24 protein-coding genes are annotated in these 25,121 nt (G+C 64.8%); 10 read left to right on the forward strand and 14 right to left on the reverse strand.

Annotated elements, in window-relative coordinates:
* Positions 1–62: 62 nt before the first annotated feature.
* Positions 63–1,013 (reverse strand): ornithine cyclodeaminase family protein, encoded by a 951-nt coding sequence (locus MJ205_RS12475; protein WP_239808765.1) that lies wholly within the window; start codon positions 1,011–1,013, stop codon positions 63–65.
* Between the two features lie 199 nt (positions 1,014–1,212).
* Here MJ205_RS12475 and MJ205_RS12480 point away from each other — a divergent pair, with 199 nt between their 5' ends.
* Positions 1,213–1,827 carry a helix-turn-helix domain-containing protein gene (locus MJ205_RS12480; protein ID WP_239808766.1) on the forward strand — a complete coding sequence of 205 codons (615 nt, stop codon included), beginning with the start codon at positions 1,213–1,215 and terminating at the stop codon, positions 1,825–1,827.
* 85 nt (positions 1,828–1,912) lie between these two features.
* On the opposite strand, the gene glnK is transcribed toward MJ205_RS12480, so the two are convergent.
* The 4 genes from glnK to MJ205_RS12500 all read right to left on the reverse strand — a co-directional run bounded on the left by glnK (position 1,913) and on the right by MJ205_RS12500 (position 5,790).
* A complete protein-coding gene (gene glnK / locus MJ205_RS12485; protein WP_116925027.1) occupies positions 1,913–2,251 on the reverse strand; it encodes a P-II family nitrogen regulator in 339 nt (112 codons plus the stop codon).
* A 132-nt stretch (positions 2,252–2,383) separates the two neighbouring features.
* Positions 2,384–3,841 (reverse strand): SulP family inorganic anion transporter, encoded by a 1,458-nt coding sequence (locus MJ205_RS12490; RefSeq protein ID WP_239808767.1) that lies wholly within the window; start codon positions 3,839–3,841, stop codon positions 2,384–2,386.
* A gap of 117 nt (positions 3,842–3,958) precedes the next feature.
* Positions 3,959–4,105, reverse strand: coding sequence for a hypothetical protein (locus MJ205_RS12495; protein ID WP_239808768.1), 147 nt, complete (start codon positions 4,103–4,105; stop codon positions 3,959–3,961).
* Positions 4,106–4,134: 29 nt separating this feature from the next.
* On the reverse strand, positions 4,135–5,790 hold the full coding sequence (locus MJ205_RS12500; RefSeq protein WP_239808769.1) for an NAD+ synthase: 1,656 nt from the start codon (positions 5,788–5,790) through the stop codon (positions 4,135–4,137).
* Positions 5,791–5,986: 196 nt separating this feature from the next.
* Here MJ205_RS12500 and MJ205_RS12505 point away from each other — a divergent pair, with 196 nt between their 5' ends.
* The 3 genes from MJ205_RS12505 to MJ205_RS12515 all read left to right on the forward strand — a co-directional run bounded on the left by MJ205_RS12505 (position 5,987) and on the right by MJ205_RS12515 (position 8,692).
* On the forward strand, positions 5,987–7,060 hold the full coding sequence (locus tag MJ205_RS12505) for a threonine aldolase family protein (RefSeq protein ID WP_239808770.1): 1,074 nt from the start codon (positions 5,987–5,989) through the stop codon (positions 7,058–7,060).
* Between the two features lie 43 nt (positions 7,061–7,103).
* Entirely contained in the window at positions 7,104–8,321 is a 1,218-nt protein-coding gene (locus MJ205_RS12510) for a GNAT family N-acetyltransferase (RefSeq protein ID WP_239808771.1), read from the forward strand.
* 173 nt (positions 8,322–8,494) lie between these two features.
* On the forward strand, positions 8,495–8,692 hold the full coding sequence (locus tag MJ205_RS12515; RefSeq protein ID WP_239808772.1) for a CsbD family protein: 198 nt from the start codon (positions 8,495–8,497) through the stop codon (positions 8,690–8,692).
* 251 nt (positions 8,693–8,943) lie between these two features.
* On the opposite strand, the gene MJ205_RS12520 is transcribed toward MJ205_RS12515, so the two are convergent.
* On the reverse strand, positions 8,944–9,630 hold the full coding sequence (locus MJ205_RS12520; protein ID WP_239808773.1) for an RBBP9/YdeN family alpha/beta hydrolase: 687 nt from the start codon (positions 9,628–9,630) through the stop codon (positions 8,944–8,946).
* Between the two features lie 181 nt (positions 9,631–9,811).
* Entirely contained in the window at positions 9,812–10,738 is a 927-nt protein-coding gene (locus tag MJ205_RS12525; protein ID WP_239808774.1) for a LysR family transcriptional regulator, read from the reverse strand.
* Positions 10,739–10,931: 193 nt separating this feature from the next.
* Here MJ205_RS12525 and MJ205_RS12530 point away from each other — a divergent pair, with 193 nt between their 5' ends.
* From MJ205_RS12530 to MJ205_RS12540, 3 genes are all read left to right on the forward strand, one after another.
* Positions 10,932–11,567, forward strand: coding sequence for an FMN-dependent NADH-azoreductase (locus MJ205_RS12530; protein WP_239808775.1), 636 nt, complete (start codon positions 10,932–10,934; stop codon positions 11,565–11,567).
* A gap of 334 nt (positions 11,568–11,901) precedes the next feature.
* The gene (locus tag MJ205_RS12535; protein ID WP_239808776.1) at positions 11,902–12,780 is read left to right on the forward strand and encodes a DMT family transporter; all 879 of its coding nucleotides are present in this window, start codon (positions 11,902–11,904) and stop codon (positions 12,778–12,780) included.
* 321 nt (positions 12,781–13,101) lie between these two features.
* On the forward strand, positions 13,102–13,815 hold the full coding sequence (locus MJ205_RS12540) for a Crp/Fnr family transcriptional regulator (protein ID WP_021025131.1): 714 nt from the start codon (positions 13,102–13,104) through the stop codon (positions 13,813–13,815).
* A 187-nt stretch (positions 13,816–14,002) separates the two neighbouring features.
* Here the strand turns inward: MJ205_RS12540 and rnhA are convergent, their stop codons facing one another.
* Both rnhA and MJ205_RS12550 read right to left on the reverse strand, forming a co-directional pair.
* Complete coding sequence (rnhA, locus tag MJ205_RS12545; protein ID WP_027010474.1) at positions 14,003–14,452, reverse strand: ribonuclease HI; 450 nt, start codon at positions 14,450–14,452, stop codon at positions 14,003–14,005.
* A 97-nt stretch (positions 14,453–14,549) separates the two neighbouring features.
* Positions 14,550–15,455 (reverse strand): class I SAM-dependent methyltransferase, encoded by a 906-nt coding sequence (locus MJ205_RS12550; protein WP_239808777.1) that lies wholly within the window; start codon positions 15,453–15,455, stop codon positions 14,550–14,552.
* Here MJ205_RS12550 and gloB point away from each other — a divergent pair.
* The 3 genes from gloB to MJ205_RS12565 all read left to right on the forward strand — a co-directional run bounded on the left by gloB (position 15,454) and on the right by MJ205_RS12565 (position 18,222).
* Positions 15,454–16,227 carry a hydroxyacylglutathione hydrolase gene (gene gloB, locus MJ205_RS12555; protein ID WP_239808778.1) on the forward strand — a complete coding sequence of 258 codons (774 nt, stop codon included), beginning with the start codon at positions 15,454–15,456 and terminating at the stop codon, positions 16,225–16,227. The two genes, MJ205_RS12550 and gloB, sit on opposite strands and share 2 nt — an antisense overlap.
* Positions 16,227–17,777, forward strand: coding sequence for a transglycosylase SLT domain-containing protein (locus MJ205_RS12560; RefSeq protein WP_239808779.1), 1,551 nt, complete (start codon positions 16,227–16,229; stop codon positions 17,775–17,777). Before gloB ends, MJ205_RS12560 begins: the two co-directional genes overlap by 1 nt.
* Positions 17,778–17,889: 112 nt before the next feature.
* Positions 17,890–18,222, forward strand: a complete 333-nt coding sequence (locus tag MJ205_RS12565) for a tetratricopeptide repeat protein (protein WP_239808780.1) — start codon at positions 17,890–17,892, stop codon at positions 18,220–18,222.
* A gap of 92 nt (positions 18,223–18,314) precedes the next feature.
* Here MJ205_RS12565 and gsiD read toward each other — a convergent pair whose 3' ends face one another.
* From gsiD to MJ205_RS12590, 5 genes are all read right to left on the reverse strand, one after another.
* Complete coding sequence (gsiD, locus tag MJ205_RS12570) at positions 18,315–19,277, reverse strand: glutathione ABC transporter permease GsiD (RefSeq protein WP_256460931.1); 963 nt, start codon at positions 19,275–19,277, stop codon at positions 18,315–18,317.
* A 15-nt stretch (positions 19,278–19,292) separates the two neighbouring features.
* Positions 19,293–20,213, reverse strand: a complete 921-nt coding sequence (gsiC, locus tag MJ205_RS12575) for a glutathione ABC transporter permease GsiC (RefSeq protein ID WP_239808781.1) — start codon at positions 20,211–20,213, stop codon at positions 19,293–19,295.
* 3 nt (positions 20,214–20,216) lie between these two features.
* A complete protein-coding gene (gene gsiB / locus MJ205_RS12580; protein ID WP_239808782.1) occupies positions 20,217–21,749 on the reverse strand; it encodes a glutathione ABC transporter substrate-binding protein GsiB in 1,533 nt (510 codons plus the stop codon).
* 100 nt (positions 21,750–21,849) lie between these two features.
* The gene (locus tag MJ205_RS12585; protein WP_239808783.1) at positions 21,850–23,754 is read right to left on the reverse strand and encodes a dipeptide ABC transporter ATP-binding protein; all 1,905 of its coding nucleotides are present in this window, start codon (positions 23,752–23,754) and stop codon (positions 21,850–21,852) included.
* Between the two features lie 321 nt (positions 23,755–24,075).
* Entirely contained in the window at positions 24,076–25,086 is a 1,011-nt protein-coding gene (locus MJ205_RS12590; RefSeq protein WP_239808784.1) for an isoaspartyl peptidase/L-asparaginase family protein, read from the reverse strand.
* Positions 25,087–25,121: the final 35 nt, after the last annotated feature.

Below are 25,121 nucleotides of genomic sequence, written 5' to 3' on the forward strand. Positions count from 1 at the left end.
AATGAATCAGATAGCAAAAAAATGAAGGGCAGCCCGGCCCGCACAGGGCCCGGGCCAGGGTATCAAGCGGCTGCGGCGCTAAAGGCGTCAAAGGCCAGCGATGCGGCAGCCAGGTCCTCCAGGGCCGTGCCCACCGCCTTGAACAGGGTGATCTCATCGGCGCTGCGGCGGCCCGCATGCTGGCCACGGCACAACTGCTCCAACGTAGCGGCCAGGCGGCCCGGCTCCCAGGCGCCGCTGGCAATCGGATCGAGGATGTCCCCGGCTTTCATCAGCGCTTCCGGGGTATCGACAAAGACCGTGGCGCGGGCAAAGCAGGCGTCATCGCTCTCGCGCATCGCCGGTGTAAAGCTGCCGATCAGGTCCAGATGGGCACCGGGCTGCAGCCATTCGCCGCGCACCAGCGGTGCCGTGGACAACGTGGCGCAGCTGATGATGTCGGCCTGGCGCGCCGCCTGCTCCAGGTCGGTGGCGACCGAGGCCTGCAGGCCCTGCCCCTGCAGGCGTTCCACCATCGCTTGCGCAGCCTCGGGGCGGATGTCCCAGACCTGCACTTCCTGGATATCGCGCACGCAGCGGTAGGCATCGGGCAACAGGCTGGCCACGCGGCCGGCGCCTGCCACCAGCAAGCGGCGGGCATCAGGGCGGCTGAGCCAGCGCGCCGCCAGCGCCGATGCCGCAGCGGTGCGGCGCGAGGTGATGGCATCGCCATCCAGCACCGCCAGCGGGGCACCGGTGGCTGCGTCATAGAGGATGAAGACCGAGTGCAGACCGGGCAGGCCGCGCGCCTGGTTGCCGGGGAAGATCGATACCGTCTTGACCCCAATGCGCTTGCCGGTCTGCCACGCCGGCATCAGCAGCATGATGCCGTCTTCCGTACGGGTCTCGCCCGCGATGGCGTGGTTGTGGCGCAGTGGCACTTCGCAGCCCGCGATGAACATCTGTTCGAGACTGTCGATCAAGGCTGCCATCGGCAAATGCTGGGTGGTGTGGCTGAAGTCAAGGATTTGCATGCGGCGCGATAAATTTACTAAAGAGGATTAATTTTCGTATACGAAATTTAATGCAGTTTGAGACAATAAATTTCTTGAAATAGCTCTTTTCATCTAGGGTTTACCCGAGAATTGGGCCTAAAACGCGGCCGCCACGGCTGCGCTGCCCCACGGGCCAGCGCACGCACCCCTACACTGGCGAGCACCACAAGAGCCTGCCATGCCCCACGCCCCCCTGTCCCACCACAACGCCGGCACCGATGCCACCACCGATGTGCTGGCCACCAAATTGCGCCTGCTGCGGCGCAACGCCGATCTGACCTTGCAGCAGCTGAGCCAGCGCTGCGGCATCTCGGCCTCGGCACTGTCCAAGATCGAGCACGGCCAGCTCTCCCCCACCTATGAAAAGATTGCGGCGCTCGCGCGCGGGCTGGATGTCGATGTGGGCGAGCTGTTCAGCCCGCTGCAACAAACGGGCCTGCGCGCCCGGCGCAGCGTCACCCGCAGCGGCGCAGGCCTGGTGCATGCCACGCCGCAGTACGTCTACGAGCTGCTGCACGCCGACCTGGCCGACAAGCGCTTTATTCCGTTGCTGACCACGATCAAGGCCCATGAGCGCAGCGCCTTTCCCCAGTTGCTGAGCCACGATGGCGAAGAGATGCTCTACGTGATGCGCGGCACGGTCGTCGTGCATACCGACAGCTATGCGCCGCTGGAGCTGGCCGCTGGTGACTCCTGCTATTTCGACAGCGTCATGGGCCATGCCTGCATCTCGGGCGGCGATGAGGATGCGCAGGTGCTGTGGATCTGCTCGCACATCACGATCAAGCCTTGAACCCGCTGCCCAGCGGCCGGCAGCAGACATGAAAAAAGCGCCTGGGTGGCCCAAGGCGCTTTTGCGAATGCAGGTGCTGTTGGGATCAGACCGCCGCTTCGTCCAGATCACCGGTACGGATACGGATCACACGCTCGATCTCAGTGACGAAAATCTTGCCGTCACCGATCTTGCCGGTACGGGCCGCATTGACGATCGCGTCCACACAGCGGTCCACGTCCTCGTCCTTCACGGCGACTTCGATCTTCACCTTGGGCAGAAAGTCCACGACATATTCGGCGCCCCGGTACAGCTCGGTGTGGCCCTTCTGGCGGCCAAAGCCCTTGACTTCGCTGACCGTCAGACCGGTCACGCCCACATCCGCCAGAGCTTCACGCACCTCGTCCATCTTGAAAGGTTTGATAACGGCGGTAATCATTTTCATAAGGCTCTCCTGGGATGGGCATATACACGCTGCGCTGGCAACGCGCGCAGCAACTGGGGCTATTGTGCGTCAAGATTCCGCCGCCGGCACCTCCAGGGCCAAATCTCCGGCAGCAGTCGCATGGCGCGCTGGCTATGCCCCGTCCAGGCGCAGATCCAGCCGGGCAGCCAGCGCCTGGCTCTGGGGATTGAGGCCCGTCACCTGCACCACGCTGCCATGCTTGCGCAGCCGCGCGCATACCTTGCTGAGCGCCTGCACTGCGGTGATGTCCCAGAGATGCGCCTGGACCATGTCGATGCGCACCGGCCGGGCCTCGATCTCGCGCACATCAAAGGCATCGACGAGCAGATCGGCCGATGCAAAGAACACCTGGCCGCGCACGGCATAGACCAGTCCGGCCTCGCCGCTGCGCTGCACCTGCAGCAGCCCGGACACCTTGAACATGAAGAACACCCCGCTGAGCAGCACGCCCACGGCCACACCGGCAGCCAGGTTGTGGGTGGCAATGGTGACCACCACGGTGGCCAGCATGACGAGGCTCGACAGCTTGGGATGCCTCAGCAGCGCGCGGGCCGATCCCCAGTCCAGGGTCGAGGCTGACACCATGACCATGACCGCGACCAGCGCCACCACCGGCACCTGCGCCACCCAGGGCTTGAGCAGCACCATCAAACCCAGCAGAAAGGCACCGGCAAACAAGGTGGACAGCCGGCCACGCCCGCCATAGCGCACATTGCTCACGCTCTGGCCGATCATGCCGCAGCCCGCAATGCCGCCAAAGCAGCTGGCCGCCACGTTGGCCAGGCCCAGCCCGCTGCATTCGCGGTTCTTGGCGCTGGGCGTGTCGGTCTGCTCATCGACCACGCTGGCCGTCATCAAGGATTCGAGCAGGCCCACCATTGCGATGGCCAGCGCCGGCAGCGCAATCAGCTGCAGGGTCTGCCAGGACAGCGGCACATCGGGCAGCGCCCAGCGGGGCAAGGTATCGGGCAAGTGGCCCAGGTCCGCCACGGTCTTGAGCGGCAGGTCCAGCGCATGGGCCACGCCCGTCAGCACCAGGATGCAGATCAGCGGCGACGGAATGGCCGTGCTGATGCGCGGCAGGCCATAGATGACGGCCAGGCCCAGCGCCAGCATGGCCCAGGTGGCGCCATTCGCACCCACCAGATGCGGCAGCTGGGCCGCAAAAATAAGAATGGCCATTGCATTGACAAAGCCGGTGCGCACCGAGCCCGAGACAAAGCGCAGCAGCACCCCCAGGCGCAGCCAGCCAAACAGCATCTGCATGGCACCGGCCAACAGGCCGGCGGCAAACAGGTACTGCACGCCATGGGCCTGCACCAGCGGTGCGGCCACCAGGGCCACCGAGCCCGCAGCCGCCGACACCATCGCCGGCCGTCCACCCGCAAAGGCAATCACGATGCTGATGACAAAGGAAGCAAACAGCCCCACCGACGGATCGACACCGGCGACAAAGGAAAAGGCGATGACCTCGGGGATCAGCGCAAACGTGGCGACTGCGCCGGCCATCAGCTCGCGCGGCACACTCGGCGCCCACTGGGCGCGGAAATAATGAAGAAAAGGGGACATGGCAACGCGCGCACCCGGCAGCGCCGGGTACCGCTCCAAAAAAGACGGAGGAATGGCGGCAGCACAGGCAGGCTGCGCAATGCCGCGATCAACGAAAGCGAAGGATGGCGCGCCGCGCTATGGCGGATGGCGCCGCGAGAAGCCCGACTGGCGCGTGGCCACCAGGCGTGCGATGCGCGCGCGCACAAAGCTCTGAAAGCGCGCAGCCCCCAGCTGCCCCGCAGCAAGCGCAAGGGCTGGGCAGGCACAGCGCATCAAGGGCATGGGCGAGGCGTGGGACGCAGCCTGGCCGCTCAGCCCCGGAAACCGTTGGTGATGGGGTAGCGCCAGTCGCGGCCAAAACCCCGGGCCGACAGGCGCGGGCCCACGGCGGCCTGGCGGCGCTTGTATTCGTTGATGCGGATCAGGCGCACCACCCGCTCCACATCGGCGCGGGGGTAGCCGGCGGCCACGATGCTGTCGATATCGGCATCCTGCTCCATGTAGCGCTCGATGATCGCATCGAGCACCTCATAGGGCGGCAGGCTGTCCTGGTCCTTCTGGTCCGGGCGCAGCTCGGCACTGGGCGGGCGGGTGATGATGCGCTCGGGGATGGGGTTGCGGCCGGTGCCATAGGGGTCATGGGCATTGCGCCAGCGCGCCAGCTCGAACACACGGGTCTTGGGCACATCGCGCAGCACCGCAAAGCCGCCCGCCATGTCGCCGTACAAGGTGCAGTAGCCGGTGGCCATCTCGCTCTTGTTGCCGGTGGTCAGCACGATGGAGCCAAACTTGTTCGACAGCGCCATCAGCAAGGTGCCACGGATGCGGGCCTGCAGGTTTTCCTCGGTGGTGTCTTCGGCACAGCCGGCAAAATCATGCGCCAATGCGGCCTTGAAGGCCTCGAACTGCGGCGCAATCGAAATCTCCTCATAAGCCACCGACAGGCGCTCGGCCATCTCGCGCGCATCGATCCAGCTGATGTCGGCCGTGTACGGCGACGGCATCATCACGGTGCGGACCTTGTCGGCCCCCAGCGCATCGACCGCAATCGCCAGCACCAGCGCTGAATCGATACCGCCGGACAGGCCCAGCACCGCACCGGGGAAGCCGGTCTTGCCCAGGTAGTCGCGCACCGCCACCACCAAGGCTTGCCACAGCTGCTGGTTGGTATCACCAGGCGCGGCGACGGGGCCGGACAGTTGCAGACCGGTGGCCGTGGCCTGCACCTGCACCGACAGCAGATGTTCGTCAAAACCCGGCGCGCGGGCAGCCACCTGCCCATCGGCATTCAGCGCGAAGGAATGGCCATCGAACACCAGCTCGTCCTGCCCGCCCACCAGGTGGGCATAGACCAGCGGCAAGCCGGTTTCGCGGCAGCGCTCGGCCAGCAAGGCCTCGCGGTGGCCGGGCTTGTCCATCTGGAACGGCGAGGCATTGATGACAGCCAGCAACTGCGCGCCCGCCGCCTTGGCCGCACGCGCGGGCTGGCTGGCCCAGGCGTCTTCGCAGATCAGCAGGCCAATGCGATGGTCTGCGACCTCGAAGACGCAGGTCTGCGAGCCTTCGACAAAGTAGCGCGTCTCGTCAAATTCCCGGTAGTTGGGCAGCAGCTGCTTGCGGTAGCTGGCGACCACCTGGCCGGCACGCACGACGCTGGCGGCGTTGTAGCAGCGGCCGTGGGCCGCATGCTGCGCTGCCTGCGGGTGGCCCAGCACCACCGTCAGATCCGGCCATTGCGTGCTGGCCTGCACCACCTGGGCCACCGCCGCATCGCAGGCCGCCAGGAACGAGGGGCGCTGGAACAGGTCTTCGGCGGCATAGCCGCAAATGCCCAGCTCGGGCGTCAGCAACAGCTGCACCCCCTGGGCGGCAGCCTGGGCCGCTGCATCAATGATCTTGCGGGCATTGCCCGGCATATCACCCACAACAAAGTTCAGCTGGGCGCTTGCGATGGAAAAATGGGACATGGATGACTCGATGGCAAGGGGGCAGCGCACCAGAGCCACAACGAGAGTGGGCAAGGCCCGCGCCTGGTGCAGCCAAAGAGTCTAGCCTACAAACCACAAGGCCTGCGCAGCGGCGCGCAAAACCCGCCAATCCGGCACCGCTGTCCCGGAGTTTGCGGGCAGAATCAGGCTTTTGCACCACTACCTGCAGCGTCCCATGAACTTTGGCAGCGACAACCAAGCCGGCGTCTCCCCCCGCATCCTGCACACCCTGGTCGAGGCCGCCAGCGGCATCCAGTCCGCCTACGGCAACGACGAGTGGAGCCAGCGCGCCGAGCACATGCTGGGCGAGGCCTTTGGCACCCCGGTGAAAGTGTTCTTCGTCACCACCGGCACAGCGGCCAACTGCCTGGCGCTGTCCACCATTGCCCAGCCCTGGAACGCCGTGGTCTGCCACCACATGGCCCATATCGCGGTCGACGAGAACAGCGCCCCCGCCCTGTTCACCGGCGGCGCCAGCCTGCTGCCGATGGCCACGGACAACGGCAAGATCAGCGCCGAAGACCTGGCCGCCTTTGTGGCGCGCACCCCCCATGACGCCCCCCATAACATGGTGATCAGCGCGCTGAGCATCTCCCAGGTGACCGAGAACGGCCTCGTCTACCAGCCGCAGGAGATGGCCGCGCTGGCCACCCAGGCGCATGCCCTTGGCCTGCGCGTGCACATGGATGGCGCGCGCCTGGCCAATGCCGTCGCTGCGCTCCAGTGCCACCCCGGCGATATCACCTGGCGCGCCGGAGTCGATGTGCTGAGCCTGGGTGCCTCCAAGAATGGCGCGCTGATGGCCGAGGCGGTCGTGTTCTTCGACCAGGCGCTGGCCCAGAACTTCTCGCTGCGCATCAAGCGCAGTGGCCAGCTGGTCTCCAAGAGCCGCACCATCGGCGCGCAGTTCTGCGCCTGGCTGGAAGGCGGCCACTGGCTGGAGCTGGCCCGCCACGCCAATGCGATGGCGTCCAAACTGTCTGCCGCGCTGGCCGCAACGCCCGGCGTGCGCCTGAGCTGGCCCACCCAGGCCAACGAAGTGTTTGTGCTGATGCCCATCGCGCTGTATGAACAGCTGCGCGCCCAGGGCGTGCGCTGCACCGACTGGTACGCCAGCAGCGTGCCGGCAGGTACCCAGCTGCAGGCGGGTGAGGTGGTGGTGCGCTTTGTCAGCGCCTGGTCCAGCACCGACGAGGAGATCGCCGCGCTGATGGACCTGGTGCACAGCCACCAGCGCCAAGCCGCATAACCTGCGCTGTGCAGTGGCGCGGCAGGCAGACCACAATCGGACCATGACCTCGCTGCCCGCTGACCCCACGCCCGCACCCCACCCCAGCCTGGAGCTGCGCATTCTGCCCAGCATGGCAGATTTCAATGCCTCCGCCTGGGATGGGCTGCTGGCCATGCAGCAGCGCCCCACCCCGTTCATGCGCCACGCCTATCTGCAGGCGCTGGAGGTCAGCGGCAGCGCTACTGCAGAGAGTGGCTGGCAGCCTTGCCACCTGAGCCTGTGGCAGGGCGGCGCGCTGGTGGGCGCCTGCCCGATGTACCTCAAAAGCCATTCCTACGGCGAGTATGTGTTTGACTTTGCCTGGGCGCGGGCCTATGCCGAACATGGCCTGGACTACTTTCCCAAGGCGGTCATCGCGGTGCCCTTCACACCTGTGCCCGGCAGCCGCCTGCTGGTGGCCGATGACAGCTTGCGCGCCCCGCTGCTGCATGCCGCCACCCAGTTTTGCGGGGAGCAGGAGATCTCGTCGGTGCACCTGCTGTTTGGCGCTGCGACCGATCTGCAGGCGGCGCAGGACATTGCGCTGATGCAGCGCGAGAACGTGCAGTTCCACTGGCACAACCGCGATGTCCAGGCCGGCGATGCCGGGCCCTACGCCGACTTCGATGATTTTCTGGCCGGGCTGCAGCAGGACAAGCGCAAGAAGATTCGCCAGGAGCGGCGCAAGGTGCAGGCGGCCGGCGTGACGTTTCGCCATGCCTGCGGCACGCAGATCCGCGAAGCGGATTGGGACTTCTTCTACCAGTGCTATGAGCGCACCTATCTGGAGCATGGCAACGCGCCCTACCTGACCCCGGCTTTTTTCGCCGCAATGCGCACGCAGATGCCCGAGAACTGGCTGCTCTTCATCGCCGAGCGCGAGGGCCGCCCCATCGCTGCCAGCCTGATCGCCATCGACGCGCCAGGCACGGGGCCGCGCCACGCCTATGGCCGCTACTGGGGAGCCATCGAGCGGGTGGACTGCCTGCACTTTGAAGCCTGCTACTACCAGCCGATTGAATGGTGCATACGCCAGGGCCTGCAATGCTTTGAAGGCGGCGCGCAAGGCGAGCACAAGATGGCCCGTGCGCTAATGCCGGTACGCACCCCCAGCGCCCACTGGCTGGCCCATGCCGGTTTTGCCCAGGCGGTCGAGCGCTACCTGGCGCGCGAATCACAGGGCATGGCGGAATACCAGCGCGCGCTGCAGGAGCACAGCCCGCTCAAGCATCCGCAATAAGGCCGGCCCCGGCGCCATTGGACCCTGCCCAAGTTGTAATTAATTTTGTCGCCCGTCAGCTGTGCGTTGCGGTTGTCGGCGATACCGCACAGCAAGCACAAGGCTGCACTGACAAGGCCTGGCACAGCGGCTGCGCACAATGGCTACACCTCAACCAAGCAAGGAGTGACACCATGAACAAGGACCAAGTCGTAGGCAAGATCAAGGACCTCGCAGGCGAAGCACAAGCGGGTGTCGGCAAGGCCATCAACAGCCCCAGTCAGATTGCCAAGGGCAAGGCACTGGAAGCAGAAGGCGAAATCCAGAAGAAAGCCGGTGATGTGAAGGAGACTTTGAAGGATGCCGCGGACGCGGCCAAGAAGCGCCTCTGAGCCTCATCGCGCATCGGGGTGTAACAACGGCCTTGATGAACGTCACTAACTCATACAAATTACCGACATCGGGGCGTCCAAATTAAGGCAATATAAGCCTATTGATTCAACCGAACCCCTCCTTGGCCAGCATTCATTGCTGGCATTTTTTTTGCCTGCAGCACAAGTGCAGGCAGCGCAAACAGCGCCCGCGCCTGCCCCTGAGGCATGCCGGGCATCAACGCAAAAAAAGGGGGTCTGGCAGCGACGAATCAGGCCGAATGCGCCTGCACCGGCGCCAGGGCCGCCAGCGCGCCCAGCAAGGCCCAGCCCAGTGGCCATTCGCCATGGCCGGACTCCACATTGATATGGCCGGCCGAGGGCACGCGGACAAAGGTACTGCCCCAGCTCTTGGCATAGGCGCTGGCCATGCGGATCGGGCAATAAGGGTCGTTGCTGCTGGCAGCCACAATGCTGGCGAAGGGCAGCGGGTTGGCCGGCACGGGTGTGAAGTCCTCAAACAGCGCACGGCGCTCCGGATCGGCCGGCGCCACAAACAAGGCACCGGCAATGCTCCCTGCCGGCTTGCTGCGCAGTTGCTCCACCGCATGCACGCTGGCAATACAGCCGAGCGAATGGGCCACCAGGATGACCGGGTGCGGCGCGGCCGCAATGGCCTCCTCCACACTGGCAACCCAGGGGCTGCGATGGGGTTGCAGCCAGTCCTCCTGCTCCACTCGGACGGCGCCCGCAATGCGCGCGGCCCATAGGCTTTGCCAGTGGCCCGGGCCGGAGTTGCGCCAACCCGGCACGATCACCACCGAGACGGGAGCCCCCGTCTCTGCTTCGCCGCGCCAGCCTGGCTGCACAAGGTGCTGGCCATTGAGGTGGGCGGCCGCAATGGCCGCATGGCGGGGCGGAGTGGAGGGGTTGAGCGTGACAAGACAGGCACCAGACATGGATGCATTGTCAAAGCAGCACCTTAGATCAACAACGACTATTTTTGAGTATTGTTATTTCAAAAAATCATATCCAACCCGCCTCCGCCGGAAGGCGATGGACCGACCCCAGCGCAGCAGACGTATTGCAGCCGTCGCCGAACGGGTTCAGCCCACGGCAGGACGTGCCGAACCCGCGCCCTCAGGTGCCATCGACCTGGCCAATGCGCTGCAGTGGCAGGTTCTCGCCCATGAAGTCCAGAAACGCGCGCTGCGCTGGCGCCATATTGCGGCGCGAGACGAAGGCCGCATGCAGAATGCCTTCGGGGATGCTCCAGCCCGCAAGCAATTCGACCAGGTCGCCATTGGCTACCTCATCGCGCACCATCGCTGCGGGCATCCAGCAGGCGCCGATGCCGTCGAGCACCGCGTACTTCAAGGTCACCAGGTCATCGGCCACATAGCGCGCCTGGTGGTGGATGGTCACATGCTCGCCTTCGGGGCCTACCAGCTGCAAGGTGCTGTTGCCATCGGCACTGGTCAGCGACATGGTCGGGATCTTGCTGCCCAGGTCCTGCGGGGTTTGCGGCACACCGTGCACGGCCAGCAGCTCGGGGCTGGCCACCAGGCGCTGGCGCGTCATGCCCAGGCGCTTGACCACCAGGCTGCCGCTGTCGTTGAGGTTGGCGCGCACCCGCAGCGCCACATCGATGCCCTCCTCGATCAGGTTGATGGTGCGGTTGGTCACCAGCATCTCGATGCGCACCTTGGCATAGGTGCGCAAAAACGCCGGCAGCAGTTTGCCCACCGCGCCCTGGGCCAGGGTCACCGGGCAGGACACCCGCACCGTGCCCGAGGGCTCGCGCTGGGTCTGTTCCATCTCGGCCTGGGCATTCTGCGCCGCCTCCCGGGCGGTCTGGGCATGGCGCAAAAAGGTCTCTCCCGCATCGGTCAAGGACAGCCGGCGCGTCGTGCGCTGCAGCAGCCGCACGCCCAGCTGTGCCTCCAGATCGGCAATGCGGCGCGACAGCCGCGACTTGGGCACCCCCAGCGCGCGGCCAGCCGCAGCAAAGCCGCCGCGCTCGACCACTTCGGCAAAGTAGTACATGTCGTTGAGGTCGTATTTCATCGTGAGAGGCAGCGTGAGCGCGGTCTGCGCAGGCGGATAGACGGCAAAAAAGTTCGCCCATCATAGTTCTAAAAATAGAACAATCCAACCCACTTCCGCCCCTTAATCCGGCCCGCGCAGAGTGACAGAATTCATCCACTGGCAAAAATGCTGCGAGTGCAGCAAAAGCCATGACCTGCTTGAAGGACCGACCATGAAACTGCTGCATATCGATTCGTCCATCCTGGGCGCCAACTCCGTCTCCCGCCAGCTGAGCGCCGAAGCCGTCAAGGCCTGGGTGGCCGTGCATCCCAACACCCAGGTTCAATACCTGGACCTGGCCGTCAACACACCACCCCATTTGAGCGGCGATGCGCTGGGCTTTCGCACCGGCCAGGAGGCCAAGACCGAAGCAGAGCGTGCGCAAAATGCCATCTCCGAAACCCTGGTGAGCCAGTTGCTCGAAGCGGATGTGCTGGTCATTGGCGCGCCTTTCTACAACTTCAGCATCCCCACCCAGCTGCGCAGCTGGATCGACCGTGTGCTGCAAGGCGGCCGCACCTTCCGCTACACCGCCAACGGCCCTGAAGGCCTGGCCGGCGGCAAGAAGGTGATCGTGGTCGAATCGCGCGGCGGCATCTACTCCACCAGCGAAGGCGGCCGCGCGATGGAGCACCAGGAAAGCTACCTGCAAACCATCTTCGGCTTCATCGGCATCACCGATGTGCATTTCGCCCGCGCCGAAGGCCTGGCCATGGGCCCTGAAGCCCGCGCCGCTGCCATCAGCAAGGCCCAGGCAGAGATTGCCCAGGCCGTGGCCACGCCGCTGCAGCAGACCGTAGCGGCCTGAGTGCCTGGCGCTTGAACAGCCGGAGGCTGGGCGCCCAGCGCGCCCGTTCTCCGACTGGGGCCCGGCACCTGCCACCCAGTGTCACGGGCCCAGGGATCCTTTGCAGAACCCTCGCCAAGCGGGATGGACGCGGATCGCCGAGACCGCGCTTAGACCACAGCAGAGCGTTTTGCAGAGGGATCCCTATTGCCGATCTGAAGAAGCCTTCCGATCGGCTTTTTTTGCGCCTGCATGACAAGCTAGGCCGCTGAATCAGCCTATTGATGCGGTGACAGAAAAATTGTCAACCCGTGGTTACAATCGGCCGCCTCTGCTGCGCTAAAACTGCCTTTTCATGAGCCAACTCGGTATCGTCCTGCACGTGTGCGGGCTGTGGATTCTCTCCAGCCTCGATGCCAGCGGCAAGCTGCTGGTCGTCGCGGGCGTGCCGGTGCTGATGGTGGCCTGGTTCCGCTATGTCGGCCATGTGGTGCTGATGGGTGTGCTGGTGCTGCCCAGGCGCGGCATGGGTCTGTTCCGCACGCAGTCGCTCTCGCGCCAGATCCAGCGCTCGGTGCTGATGATTGCCACCACCTTGCTGTTTTTCCATGTGCTGGGCATGGTGCCGCTGGCCGAGGGCACGGCGATGAATTTCATGGCGCCGCTGTTGGTGATGGCCTTGGCGCCCTGGCTGCTGGGCGAGCGCCCTGGCTGGCACCGCTGGGCGGGCGTGGTGCTGGGCTTTGTCGGCATGCTGGTGGTCATCCGCCCGGGCGGGCAGTTGTCCACCGAGGGCGCGATCTGGGGCGTGGTGACGGCCAGCACCTTTGCGCTGTTCCAGATCAGCACACGCCGCGTCGCTGCGGACGACCCGCTGACCAGCAATCTCTACGGCGGGCTGTTTGGCGCGTTGGTGCTCAGTGCCTTGCTGCCCTTTTTCTGGCAGCAGCTGGATCTGACGGTCTGGCAATGGCTGCTGCTGGCCTCCACCGGGCTGTCCGGCTTCGTCGGCCACTGGTTGCAGATCACTGCATACAGCAAGACCAGCGCCACCTTGCTGGCACCGTTCAACTACCTACAGATCGTCTCTGCCACCACGCTGGGCTGGTTGATTTTTGGCCAGTTGCCCGACGCGGCAACCGCTGCCGGCATGGCATTGATCTGCTGCGCGGGCCTGGGCGTGGTGCTGGTCGAAGTCTGGCAACAGCGCTTGCGCAAGCGCCTCTCTGCCTGAGCACACAAGAGGGAAAGCGCTGAAGCGCCGCCCAATACCCCAGCGTTTAAGACCAGCTTCACCATTGAAGAAGTACCCCTTCGCCAATCGCGCACACCGGGGAAACCCAAATATCAAATTGATAGCTATATACGCAAACCCAATGGACGGATCAGGCCCATTCGTTGCAGACGCACAGGTTGCAAAACCGGTCAACTTGGATTGCCGTGCCGCTGAGAGGCCGGGGTGACAATTAACAATTTGGCGGCGATGCTATACATTCGGTGATGACCGTCGCACAAGCGACAAAATTCATAATTCCAGTCACCGAGACGACATGCCATGGACGACCCCATCCTGACCCCCGAAGAGCGCGAAGCCATCAACACAGGGCGCTGGTTCAGCACCCTCTCGCCGACTTTGCGCCACGACATTCTGCGCTGCGCTTATGTCAAGCGCTTCAAGGACGGCGGATTGATCTTCTCGCGCGGCGATGAGCCCGAAGAGTGGGTCTCCGTGGCCCGGGGCTCGGCCCGCGTCAGCTCGGCGTCGCTCACCGGCAAACAGATCACGTTGACCTATGTCGAGCCAGGCACCTGGTTTGGCGACGTGGGCCTGTTCGATGACGACAGCCGCACCCATGACGTCTACGCCCATGGCGAGACCACGCTGGTCTGCGTCAGCAAGGCAGATTTTCAACGCATCCTGCAGACCCATGTGGAGTTCTACCAGGCGCTGGCGCGCATGCATGCGCGCCGCATCCGCAGCCTCTACGGCATGGTGGAAGACCTCAACACGCTGCCGCTGCGCGCACGCCTGGCCAAGCAGCTGCTGCACCTCTCGCGCAGCTATGGCGTGCCCGGCAAGGAAAGCAGCGAAACCCGTATCGGCCTGCAACTGGCCCAGGAAGAGCTGGCCCAGCTGCTGGGCGCCTCGCGCCAGCGGGTGAACCAGGAGCTCAAGTCGATGGAACGCGAGTCTTCGATCCGCATCGAGCCCTCGGGCCTGACGGTGCGTGACAGCAATGCGCTGCGCCGCATTGCGGCGTCGGAATAAGTTCGCGCCAGCTACTCGGCACTCCGGCCCACCCGCTTCGCATCGCGGTGGGCCCGTGCCGAACGGCGTGTCTAGAAGACGCCGTAGCGGTAGGCCACATACAATGCGGCCAGCACACCGACAACGGCCAGAATGCGCATGATGCGTCCCATCGCTCGCTCTCCCCTATTTGTATTGCTAAAAGGGCTCAGCCCCGGCCCAGCGCCATCGCGACACCCCGGTTGGCCAGCGCATCGGCCCGCTCATTGCCCGGGTCACCCGCGTGGCCCTTGACCCAATGCCAGGTGATGCGGTGCTCGCCGCCATGCACCAACGCATCGAGGCGCTGCCAGAGGTCCACATTCTTGACGGGCTCCTTGCTCGCCGTGCGCCAGCCCTTGGCCTTCCAGCCGGTGATCCATTCGGTGATGCCTTTGCGAACGTACTGGCTGTCCAGGTACAGCTGCACGTCGCAGGGGCGCTTCAAGGCTTCGAGCGCCTGGATCACCGCCATCAGCTCCATGCGGTTGTTGGTGGTGCCCAATTCACCCCCGAACAGCTCCTTCTGCGCTGTGCCAGCGCTCAGCAAAGCGCCCCAGCCGCCTGGGCCAGGGTTGCCCTTGCAGGCACCGTCCGTATAAATCACCACTTGGTTCACACCCACTCCTTGGCACACAGCCACGATTACAGGGGGCCACTATAAGCGCATTTGCAACCCCTCTGCAGCCTGTTTGCAGGGCTGTGGCAGCCCCCGTTCAAACCGTGGGCGTACCCGCCGGGGGGTCGTGCGCGGGCGCTCCATCGCCGCGGCGATGGGTTTCCGTGAGCCCTTCGCGCACGGCCACCGCTGGCCGGGCTGCCGGGCTGGGGACCGCAGGCTTCCAAGGCACTGGCAGCTTGCGCACACCCGCGACCTTTTTGACCGCTTCGACAAAATACACGCCGCCAAGTATCGGCCAAGCCGCTGGCCCCAGACGGTCCATCCATTCCCAACGCGCCAGCCAGGCATCGCTGCGCATCGCCGGCCGGAAACAGCCAAAGCTGGCGCTTTGCAGCTCCAGATCCAACAGCTTGAGCCAGTCACGCAAGCGGCCATAACCGATCAGGTTGTGGTCATCGGGCATCGGCGGCAGCTTCTGCAAACCGGGAATGCGGCGGCTCCAGGTGTGCATGCCCCAGAGACTGGCCGGGTTGATGCCGCTGATCAGCACGCGGCCCTCGGGCACCATCACACGGGCCACCTCGCGCAACACCGCATGCGGGTCGGCACTGAGCTCGAGCGTATGGGGCAGCAGCACCAGGTCCAAGGTATCGGCGCCAAACGGCAGCGCATGGGCGTCACACAGCAAGCCGGCCGTCACGGCCTCAGCGGGCGTTGCAGGCAGGCCCACATCACTTTGTAAAGGCGGCGCAAAGCGCTTTACATCTGCCAGTCTGCTCTGCTGCCACTGCGCCATCTGTTCGTTCGACTCCAGCGCGAGCCAGCGGTGGGGCGTGCGATTGTTGCGCAGCCCCTGCAGCGGGAAAAGTCCCATCTGCAGGCTATGGAAGCCAAAAATATCGGCCACCGCATCGTCGTAACATGTTTGCTCCCAGGACAGCATGTAGCTGCCCAGCGGCGTCTGCCACCAATTTTGCGTGCCTATAATTTGGTCATTCATGCATCTGTTACCTCTGCCCGCTTTCAACGACAACTACATCTGGCTGCTGCACAACGGACAGCACGCGCTGGTCGTCGACCCAGGCCAGGCTGCGCCCGCGCTTGCGGCGCTGCGCCGCCTTGATCTGCAGCTGCAAGCCATTGTAGTGACCCACCACCACGGCGACCACACCGGCGGCGTGGCCGAGCTGCGCGAGGCCACCGGCGCCCGGGTCTACGGCCCCGCCACCGAGGACATCCCCCAGCCCTGCGAGCCCCTGCGGGGCGGCGATGGGCTGGTGCTGCTGGGTCTGCAGTGGCAGGTGATCGATGTGCCCGGCCATACCGCCGGGCATATTGCCTATTACTGCGCCGATGTGGCAGGACAACCGGTGCTGTTCTGTGGCGATACCTTGTTCTCAGGCGGCTGCGGCCGCCTGTTTGAAGGCACGCCTGCGCAGATGCATGCCTCGCTGTCGGCACTGGCTGCGCTGCCCGCAGATACGCAGGTCTGCGCTGCCCATGAGTACACACTCTCCAACCTGCGCTTTGCGCAGGCGGTTGAGCCCGACAACCAGGACGTCGCCCGCTATCTGGCGCACTGCGAGCAGTTGCGTGAACGCGGCGAGCCGACCCTGCCGGCGCAGCTTGGCAACGAGCTGCGCATCAACCCATTCCTGCGCAGCAGCCTGGCCCCTGTGGCCCGCGCTGCCCAGCAGTTCGATCCCTCCACCCCTAGCAGCGACCCGGTCGCCGTTTTTGCCGCGCTGCGTCGCTGGAAGAACCAATTTTGATGAAGCATCTGTACCTGTGGAGCCTGAGCGCCCTACTCGCCCTGACCGGCTGCGCCACCACCGAGACCGGCGGCCCGAATACCCCGGCAGCAGGTGACACCCCGAAGACCAGTTCGGCGCCGCACACCCCCAGCTACCCCAGCGGCCCCCTCAGCCCCATCAGTGCGGCCAACCTCCAAGGCAATGGCGCCGTCACCAGCCTGGCGGTGCCAGAAGATCTCTGGGATCGCATCCGGCGCGGCTTTGCGATGCCCGATCTGGAAAACGACCTGGTCAGCAACCAGGAGCAGTGGTACGCCAGCCGCCCCGATTACATCCAGCGCATGACCGCGCGCTCGTCCAAGTACATGTTCCACATCGTCGAGGAACTGGAACGCCGGGGCATGCCGACCGAGCTGGCACTGCTGCCCTACATCGAGAGTGCCTACAACCCGCAGGCAGTCTCCAGTGCGAAGGCGGCCGGCATGTGGCAGTTCATGCCCGCCACCGGCACCTATTTCGATCTGAAGCAGAACATGTTCCGCGACGACCGGCGCGATGTGCTGGCCTCGACCCGCGCAGCGCTGGACTACCTGCAAAAGCTCTACAACATGTTTGGCGACTGGCACCTGGCACTGGCAGCCTACAACTGGGGGGAAGGCAGCGTGGGCCGCGCGCTAGCGCGCAACCAGAAGCAAGGGCTGGGAGGTACCTACACCGACCTGAGCATGCCCGACGAGACACGCAACTACGTCCCCAAGCTGCAGGCGGTCAAGAACATCATCGCCCATCCCGAGCGCTTCCAGGCTGAGTTGCCGCTGATCGAGAACCACCCCTACTTCCAGGCCGTGACCCTGGACCGCGACATCGACACCGCCCAGGTGGCCGAGATGGCCGGCGTCACGATGGATGAGCTCAAGTCGCTCAACCCCTCGTTCAACCGCCCCGTGATCTTCAAGGCCGGCACACCGCAGGTGCTGCTGCCCTGGGACAATGCGAATGTCTTCCGCCGCAACCTGCAGGCGCATGAAAAAGGCCAGTACGCGAGCTGGACCGTCTGGACCGTGCCCAGTACGATGACGGTGGCCACTGCCGCCGGCATGGTCGGCATGAGCGAGAACGACCTGCGCGCGGTCAACAACATTCCGCCACGCATGATGGTCAAGGGCGGCTCGGCGCTGATGGTGCCGCGCTCGGCCGCCGTCAAGCAGGATGTCTCCAGCCACCTCGCCGACAACGCCCACATCGCGCTGACCCCGGAAGTCGTCACCCGCCGCACGACTGTCAAGGCGCGCAAGGGCGATACCGTCGCCCGCGTGGCCCAGCGCTACCGGGTCACCGCCGCACAGGTCGCCGATTGGAATGATGTCGGCGTCAAGAGCGCCTTCAAGGTGGGCCACCAGGTCGTGCTGTACATGCCCGTGCGCGTAGGTGCTGCACCGGCAGCACGCGGCAGCCAGGCTGCGCGCGGCAGCCGCAGCAGCACGGCCAAACGGCCGGCGGTGCGCCAGACAGCGACCCAGAAGGCCCCCTCCAAGCGCAGCACCAGCACCACGAAGAAAAAGCGCTGAGCAAGCCCCTAAATCCCCACCACAAGACGCTCCCTGGAGCGTCTTTTTTATGCGCACAGACTCTGCGGACAAAGGCCTCGCACTATGCTGGGCGCAACACCGAGGAGACCGCATGCGCGAAGGATTGGAAAAACTGCTGGCCAAGGGACAGGACAGCGCTGTTCTGCGCTTTGGCCTGGGCCAGGCCTGCTTGAAGGAAGAGGACTATGCGGCCGCAGCGCTGCACCTGGCGCAGGCCGTCAAGCAGAATCCGCAGTACTCCGCCGCCTGGAAGCTGCTGGGCAAGGCCCAGCTGGAGTCGGGTGCAGCGGATGCCCGCACGCAAGCCCAGGCCAGCTGGCAGCAAGGCCTGCAGGTGGCAGAGCAGCACGGGGACACGCAGACGGTCAAGGAGATCACGGTGTTCCTCAAACGCCTGCACAAAGCCGCTGGCGGAGCTGCTTGAGCGGCGCTGATCGCCGATAAAAAAAGGCAAGGCCCGGAAGGCGCTTGCCGTTTCTGGATGGCAGCTGGCCAGCAACTGCCAGCTGCCGATGATCAGTTGTCCAGCTTGGGGTCCAGCGCGTCGCGCAGGCCGTCGCCCAGCAGGTTGAAGGCCAGCACCGTCACAAAGATCGCCAGGCTCGGGAACAGGGCCACATGCGGGGCATTGAGCATGTCACTGCGCGCCTCGTTCAGCATGGCGCCCCACTCCGGCGTCGGCGGCTGCGCGCCCATGCCCAGAAAGGACAGGCTGGCAGCGGTGATGATCGAGGTGCCGATACGCATCGTCAGGTAGACCACCACGGACGACACGGTGCCCGGCAGCAGGTGGCGCAGCATGATGACCCGGTCGGGCGCGCCAATGGAGCGCACCGCCTCGATGTAGGTCTGCTGCTTGAGTGCCAGTACATTGCCGCGCACCAGGCGGGCAAAGGCCGGCACGCTGAACACGGCCACCGCCATGATCACATTGATCATGCCGTTGCCCAGAATGGCGACGATGCCGATGGCCAGCAAGATGCCAGGGAAGGCAAACAGCACATCGGACATGCGCATCACGCAGCGGTCCCACCAGCCCTCGTAGTAGCCTGCCAGCAGGCCCAGGATCGCACCGATCACCGCGCCAATGGCCACCGACACAAAGCCGGCTGCCAGCGAGATGCGCGCACCCACGAGGATGCGGCTGAAGATGTCACGGCCCAGCGAATCGACGCCAAACCAGTGCTTGGCGGTGGGGGGTGAGTTCAGCGCGTCGTAGTCAAAAAAGTTCTCGGCATCATAGGGCACGATCCAGGGCGCCAGGATGGCCACCAGCACCAGTGCGATGATGAAGACGCCAGCGAACAAGGCCAGCTTCTGGCGCTTGAACTTGCGCCAGAACTCGGCCATCGGCGTGCGCATGCGCGTCGATGCGGCCAGGTTGGCAGGCAGAGACGGCGTGGCGACGCTGGTGGCAGGTACGGTGGTGGCCGCCGCCACGGCGCGGTCGGCAGATTCAGGAGCGTTCGGAGTATTCATGGCCAAAGCACCTGCTTAGCGGTAACGGATGGTGGGGTTGATCCAGGCATAGAGCAGATCGACCACCAGATTGATCAGGATGAATTCCAGCGAGAACAGCAGCACGAGGGCCTGGATGATCGGGTAGTCGCGCATTTCGACCGCATCGACCAGCAAGCGGCCCATGCCCGGCCAGTTGAATACCACCTCGACAACGATGGAGCCGCCCAGCAAGAAGCCAAACTGCAGGCCCATCATCGTCACCACCGGAATCATCGCATTGCGCAGGCCATGCTTGATAACAACCACGGTCTCCTTCAAGCCCTTGGCGCGCGCGGTGCGCACATAGTCCTCTTTGAGGATGTCGATGAAGGAGCTGCGGGTAAAGCGCGCCATCACCGCGGCCACAGCCGCGCCCAGGGTCAGCGACGGCAACACATAGTGCTTCCAGCTGTCGGCGCCCACGGTGGGCAGCCAGCCGAGCTTGACCGAGAAATACTGCATCAGCAGCATGCCCAGCGCAAACGACGGGAACGAGATGCCCGACACCGCCAGGGTCATGCCCAGGCGATCGGGCCACTGGTTGCGCCAGACGGCCGAGACAATGCCCAGGAACATGCCCAGCACCACCGACCAGGCCATCGCCACGACGGTGAGCCAGAAGGTCGGGCCAAAGCGCTCGGCAATCTCTTGCGAGACCGGGCGCTTGGTCCGGATGGATTTTCCAAAATCGCCCTGCAACGCATTGCTGAAGAAACGGACGAACTGCTGGTGCAGGGGCAGGTCCAGCCCCAGGTCCTTGCGGACCAGTTCGATCGTCTCCGGGCCGGCTTCGGGGCCAGCCGCCAGGCGCGCGGGGTCACCGGGCAGCATGTGCACAAAACCAAAGACCAGCACCGCCACGATGAGCAGTGTCGGTATCAGCCCCAGCAAGCGTTTGAGCAGGTAGCGATACATGGATTACTTCAGGTCGACATCGGTGAAATTGAAGTTGCCGTCCGGGATCACGTAAAAGCCCGACAGCTTCTTGGACTTGGCAGACACCAATTGCTCGGTGTTCAGGAAAATCCAGGGCGCGTCCTTCCAGATCTTTTGCTGTGCATCGGCATAGATCTTGCCGCGCTCGGCCGCATCGGTGGTCACCAGCGCCTTGGCAATGCCGGCATTGACTTCGGCGTTGTTGTAGTACGCAGTGTTGAAGCCGCGTGGAGGCTGGCTCTCACCGGCCAGCAGTGGGCGCATCGCCCAGTCGGCTTCGCCGGTGGACGAGGACCAGCCCACGTAGTACATGCGCACGGCGGCCTTGCTCGCGTCCTGCACCGATTCCACTTCCGCCACGCGCTGGCCTGCTTCCAATGCGCGCACGGTCACCTTCACTCCCACCTGGGCCAGTTGCTGCTGCGCAAACTGGATGACCTTTTGGGCCGTCGAGTGGTTGTAGGCCGACCACAGCGTGCTCTCAAAGCCATTGGGGTAACCGGCTTCCTTCAGCAAGGCCTTGGCCTTGGCAGGATCGTAGGGCCAGGGGCCCAGCTTGGTGGCAAATTCCACACCCTTGGGCAGCACGCCTTCGGACGGGATGGCATAGCCGGCAAACGCCACCTTGGCCAGTGCTTCCTTGTTGATCGCGTAGTTCAGCGCCTCACGCACCTTGGGGTTGTCGAAAGGCTTTTGCGTGGTGTTCAGCGAGATGTAGCGCGCAATGATCGAAGGCGCCACGACGATGTCAAGGTTGGCATTTTTCTTGAGGTTTTCAACTGCTTCGGGCGGCACGCTGAAAGCGAACTGCGCCTCACCGGTCTGCATCATCGACGAGCGGGTGTTGTTGTCCACCACGGGGCGCCAGGTGATCGAATCCACCTTGGGCAGGCCGGACTGCCAGTAGCCATCAAACTTGCTGACCTTGACATAGTCCGAGGGCTTCCACTCGACGAACTTGAAGGGGCCGGTGCCCACGGGATGCTGCGCAATGTCCTTGCCATACTGCTTGAGCGCAGCGGGCGAGATGATCACGCCCGAGGGATGGGCGAGCGAGTTGACGAAAGGTGCGAACTGTTCCTTGAGCGTGAACTTGACCGTGTGCTCGTCCACCGCCTCGGTCTTGGCAATGTTCTTGTACAGGTTGTAGCGCTTGAGCTTGTTGTCCGGGTTGGTCACGCGGTCAAAGTTGGCCTTCACCGCTTCGGCGTTGAAAGGGGTGCCGTCATGGAACTTCACGCCGCTGCGCAGCTTGAAGGTGTAGACCAGACCGTCCTTGCTCACGTCGTAGCCGGTGGCCAGCACCGGGATCATCTTCATGTCCTTGTCGAAGCTGTACAAGCCTTCGTAGAAGGACTTGGCCATCGCTTGCGACAGGGTGTCATTGGCGTCATAGGGGTCCGTCGTCGTGAAAGACGAGTACACCGCCACCGTCACATCCTTGGCGGCAAACGCCGGCAAAGCCGAGCCCGCCAGCAGCATGGCTGCGGCGATCGAAGTCAAACGTCGTTGCATATCAACTCTCCTCTTCAGGTTTTGCATCGGCTGGCCCACCACGGCGGCGACCAGACCCACTACATTCTTGGCATTACGCACCTTGGCACACTGCGCAGGCTCATGCCGGCTGCAGATCCTGCACTTCGCCCGCTGGCACCGCAGGCTGGGGCATCTCCTGCGCCACCCAGTGGCCCGGGCCCACCTCGCGCATCGGCAACACGCGTGGCGGGTCATCCACGCCACGCACGGGGCTGGGGATCTCGGCCACATTCAAGGTGTGCTTGCGGCGCTGCGTCGGGTCGGCAATCGGCACAGCCGCCATCAGGCGCTTGGTATAGGGGTGCTGCGGGTTCTCGAACACCGCGCGGCGCGGGCCGATCTCGACGATCTGGCCCAGGTACATGACGGCCACGCGGTGGCTGACACGCTCCACCACGGCCATGTCATGCGAGATGAACAGAAAGGCAATGCCGAACTCCTGCTGCAGGTCCATCATCAGGTTGATGATCTGCGCGCGGATCGACACATCAAGGGCCGAGACCGCCTCGTCGGCAATCACCACCTTGGGGTTCAGCGCCAGTGCACGGGCAATGGCAATGCGCTGGCGCTGGCCACCCGAGAACTCATGCGGGTAGCGGTTGGCGGCAGCCGGCGGCAGGCCCACCTTCTCCAGCAGCCACTCCACCTTTTTCTCGGCCTGCTCGCGCGGCAGCAGCTGGTGGATCAGCATGGGCTCCAGAATGCTGTAGCCCACGGTCAGCCGAGGGTCGAGCGAGGCAAACGGGTCCTGGAAAATGAACTGGATATCGCGGCGCAGCGCCTGCAGCTGCGCGCCCTGCAGCTTGGCAATATCGCGCCCGGCCACCTGCACATCGCCGGACTGGAAATCGATCAAACGGGCCAGCGCACGGCCCGTGGTGGACTTGCCGCAACCGGATTCGCCGACCACCGCCAGGGTCTCGCCCGGCTGCAGGCTCAGGCTCACCTGCTCGACTGCATAGACCTGGCGCTTGACGCCGCCAAACAGGCCTTCCTTGATCGGGAAGCGCGTGACCAGCTTGTTGACCTTCAGCACCGGCTCGCCCGCCTGCACGGTCGATGGCTGGGCTGCGGGCGCCTCGGCTTGCGTGCTCTGGCCCAGCAGGCTGAAGCGCTCGGGCAGATCCTTGCCGCGCATGGCGCCCAGCTGCGGCACGGCGGCCAGCAGGTTGCGGGTGTAGGTCTGCTGCGGGTTGGCAAACAACTGCACGCAGTCCTGCTCTTCCACCTTGTCGCCGCGGTACATCACCAGCACGCGGTCGGCTACCTCGGCCACCACGCCCATGTCGTGGGTGATGAAGATCACGCCCATCGACATCTCGCGCTGCAGCTCCTGCACCAGCGCCAGAATCTGGGCCTGGATGGTCACATCCAGCGCCGTCGTCGGTTCATCGGCAATCAGCAGCGAGGGCTTGCACGACAGCGCCATCGCAATCATCACGCGCTGGCGCATGCCGCCCGACAGCTGGTGAGGGTGGCGCGTGAGCACATTGCGCGCCTCCGGAATGCGCACCAGCTCCATCATGCGCAGCGCCTCGGCCATTGCGGCGCTGTTGGACTTGCCCTGGTGCAAACGAATCGATTCGGCAATCTGCTCACCGACGGTGAACACCGGGTTCAGCGAGGTCATCGGTTCCTGGAACACCATCGCCATATCGGCCCCGCGCACCTGGCGCATCTGCGCTGGCGTGGCCTTGGCCAGGTCGATCGTGCCGGCATGGCGGCCGCGCAGCAGCATCGAGCCGCTGTCGATCTGGCCGCCACCGGTTTCCACCAGCCGCATTAGCGCCAGCGATGTGACCGACTTGCCCGAGCCCGATTCGCCCACCACCGCGAGGGTCTGGCCGGCATAGACATCGAGGTTCAGGTTCTTGACCACCTGCACCCGCCCCTGCTCGGTCTTGAAGCTCACGGACAGATCCCGCACCTGCAAAACGGGCGGCGTCAGGTCATCGTGCACGGGAGTAGAACTGGGGTTGGACATAGGTAGAAGGGGCAGTGCGGGACTTCGGAAAGAAGGCACGAGCCGTAATGCAGGACAGGCACCCGGGTTGGGACAAATCCTTGAGAAAAATCCCCGTGATAGCAAGAACACTGGGGCTTACACATTCACCTGGGTGACAGTGCTAGCAATTGTAGAAAGCCGGGGATGGGGTTTGGATGCAAAACCTCCTATGGTTTTCACCTACGCAATATCCGCAGTAGTGCGCACCACCGCATTGCGTGGCTTGCCCGTTGCAGGCAAGCCACTTCACCGGGGCGGGGGTCGGGTATAGCTGCTGCCCCCTGGCTCAGCGATGCGCCATCAGGCCGGCGCCAACGCGTCGTTGGCATAAATGGCCACCAGCGCCTCGCCGTCGATGCCGATCTGCCCCCGGTACATACCTTCGGAGTTGAAGCACAGCGAGACCTCCCCGTCGGCGCCCACCGCAATCAGGCCGCCATCGCCACCCAGCGGGGGCAGCACGCGGTGGATGACCTCGGCCGTCGCCTTGGCCACCGACTCACCCAGCAGTTCGATGCGCGCCGCCACCGTGTGGGCGGCCGAGCCCCGGATGAAGGCCTCGCCCACGCCCGTGCAGGAGACGGCCACGACGCCATGCTTGGCATAGGTGCCCGCGCCCACCACGGGCGAGTCGCCGACACGGCCGGGCTTCTTGTTGGTCAGACCGCCGGTCGAGGTGGCAGCGGCCAGTTGGCCCTGCACATCCAGCACCACCGCGCCGACGGTGCCCATCTTCTTGCGCTCATCCAGCGGCGCGGCCTGGGTCTGGCTTTGGGCGGTGTGGTCCAGCGCCACCTGCTCGCGGCCCGATGCCAGCGCCGCCGCCTGCACGGTACGCAGCTGGGTCAGGCGCTGCTCGGTCGAGAACCAGTCGCGCGCCACCATCTCGCAGCCCTGGGCCTGGGCAAAGCGCTCGGCGGCCTCGCCAATCATGAACACTGGACCGCCCGCCTCCATCAACGCCAAGGCCGCACGCACCGGGTTGCGCACGGTGCTGACACCGGCCAGCGATCCGCAGGCCAGATCGCGCCCGCGCATGACACAGGCATCCATCTCATGCGTGGCATCGGCCGTGAACACGGCGCCGCGCCCGGCGTTGAACAGGGGGCATTCCTCGAGCAGGCGCACGGCCTCCACGGCCACTTCTTCGGCAGGCGCACCGGCCGCCAGTTTTTGCTGCGCGCCTTGCAGCACATCGCACAAGGCGTCGCGGTAGGCCTGCTGTTGCGCAGGGGTGATGGAGGCACGGGTGATGGTGCCGGCGCCGCCATGGATGGCGATCACGGGACGGAAGGTGGTGGAGGTCGTCATAGTTGTAGGGCCGGTCGCCTCTTGCGCTGCCAGCC

The organism is Comamonas sp. B21-038, assembly GCF_022387135.1.
Taxonomy (GTDB): Bacteria; Pseudomonadota; Gammaproteobacteria; order Burkholderiales; family Burkholderiaceae_C; genus Comamonas; species Comamonas sediminis.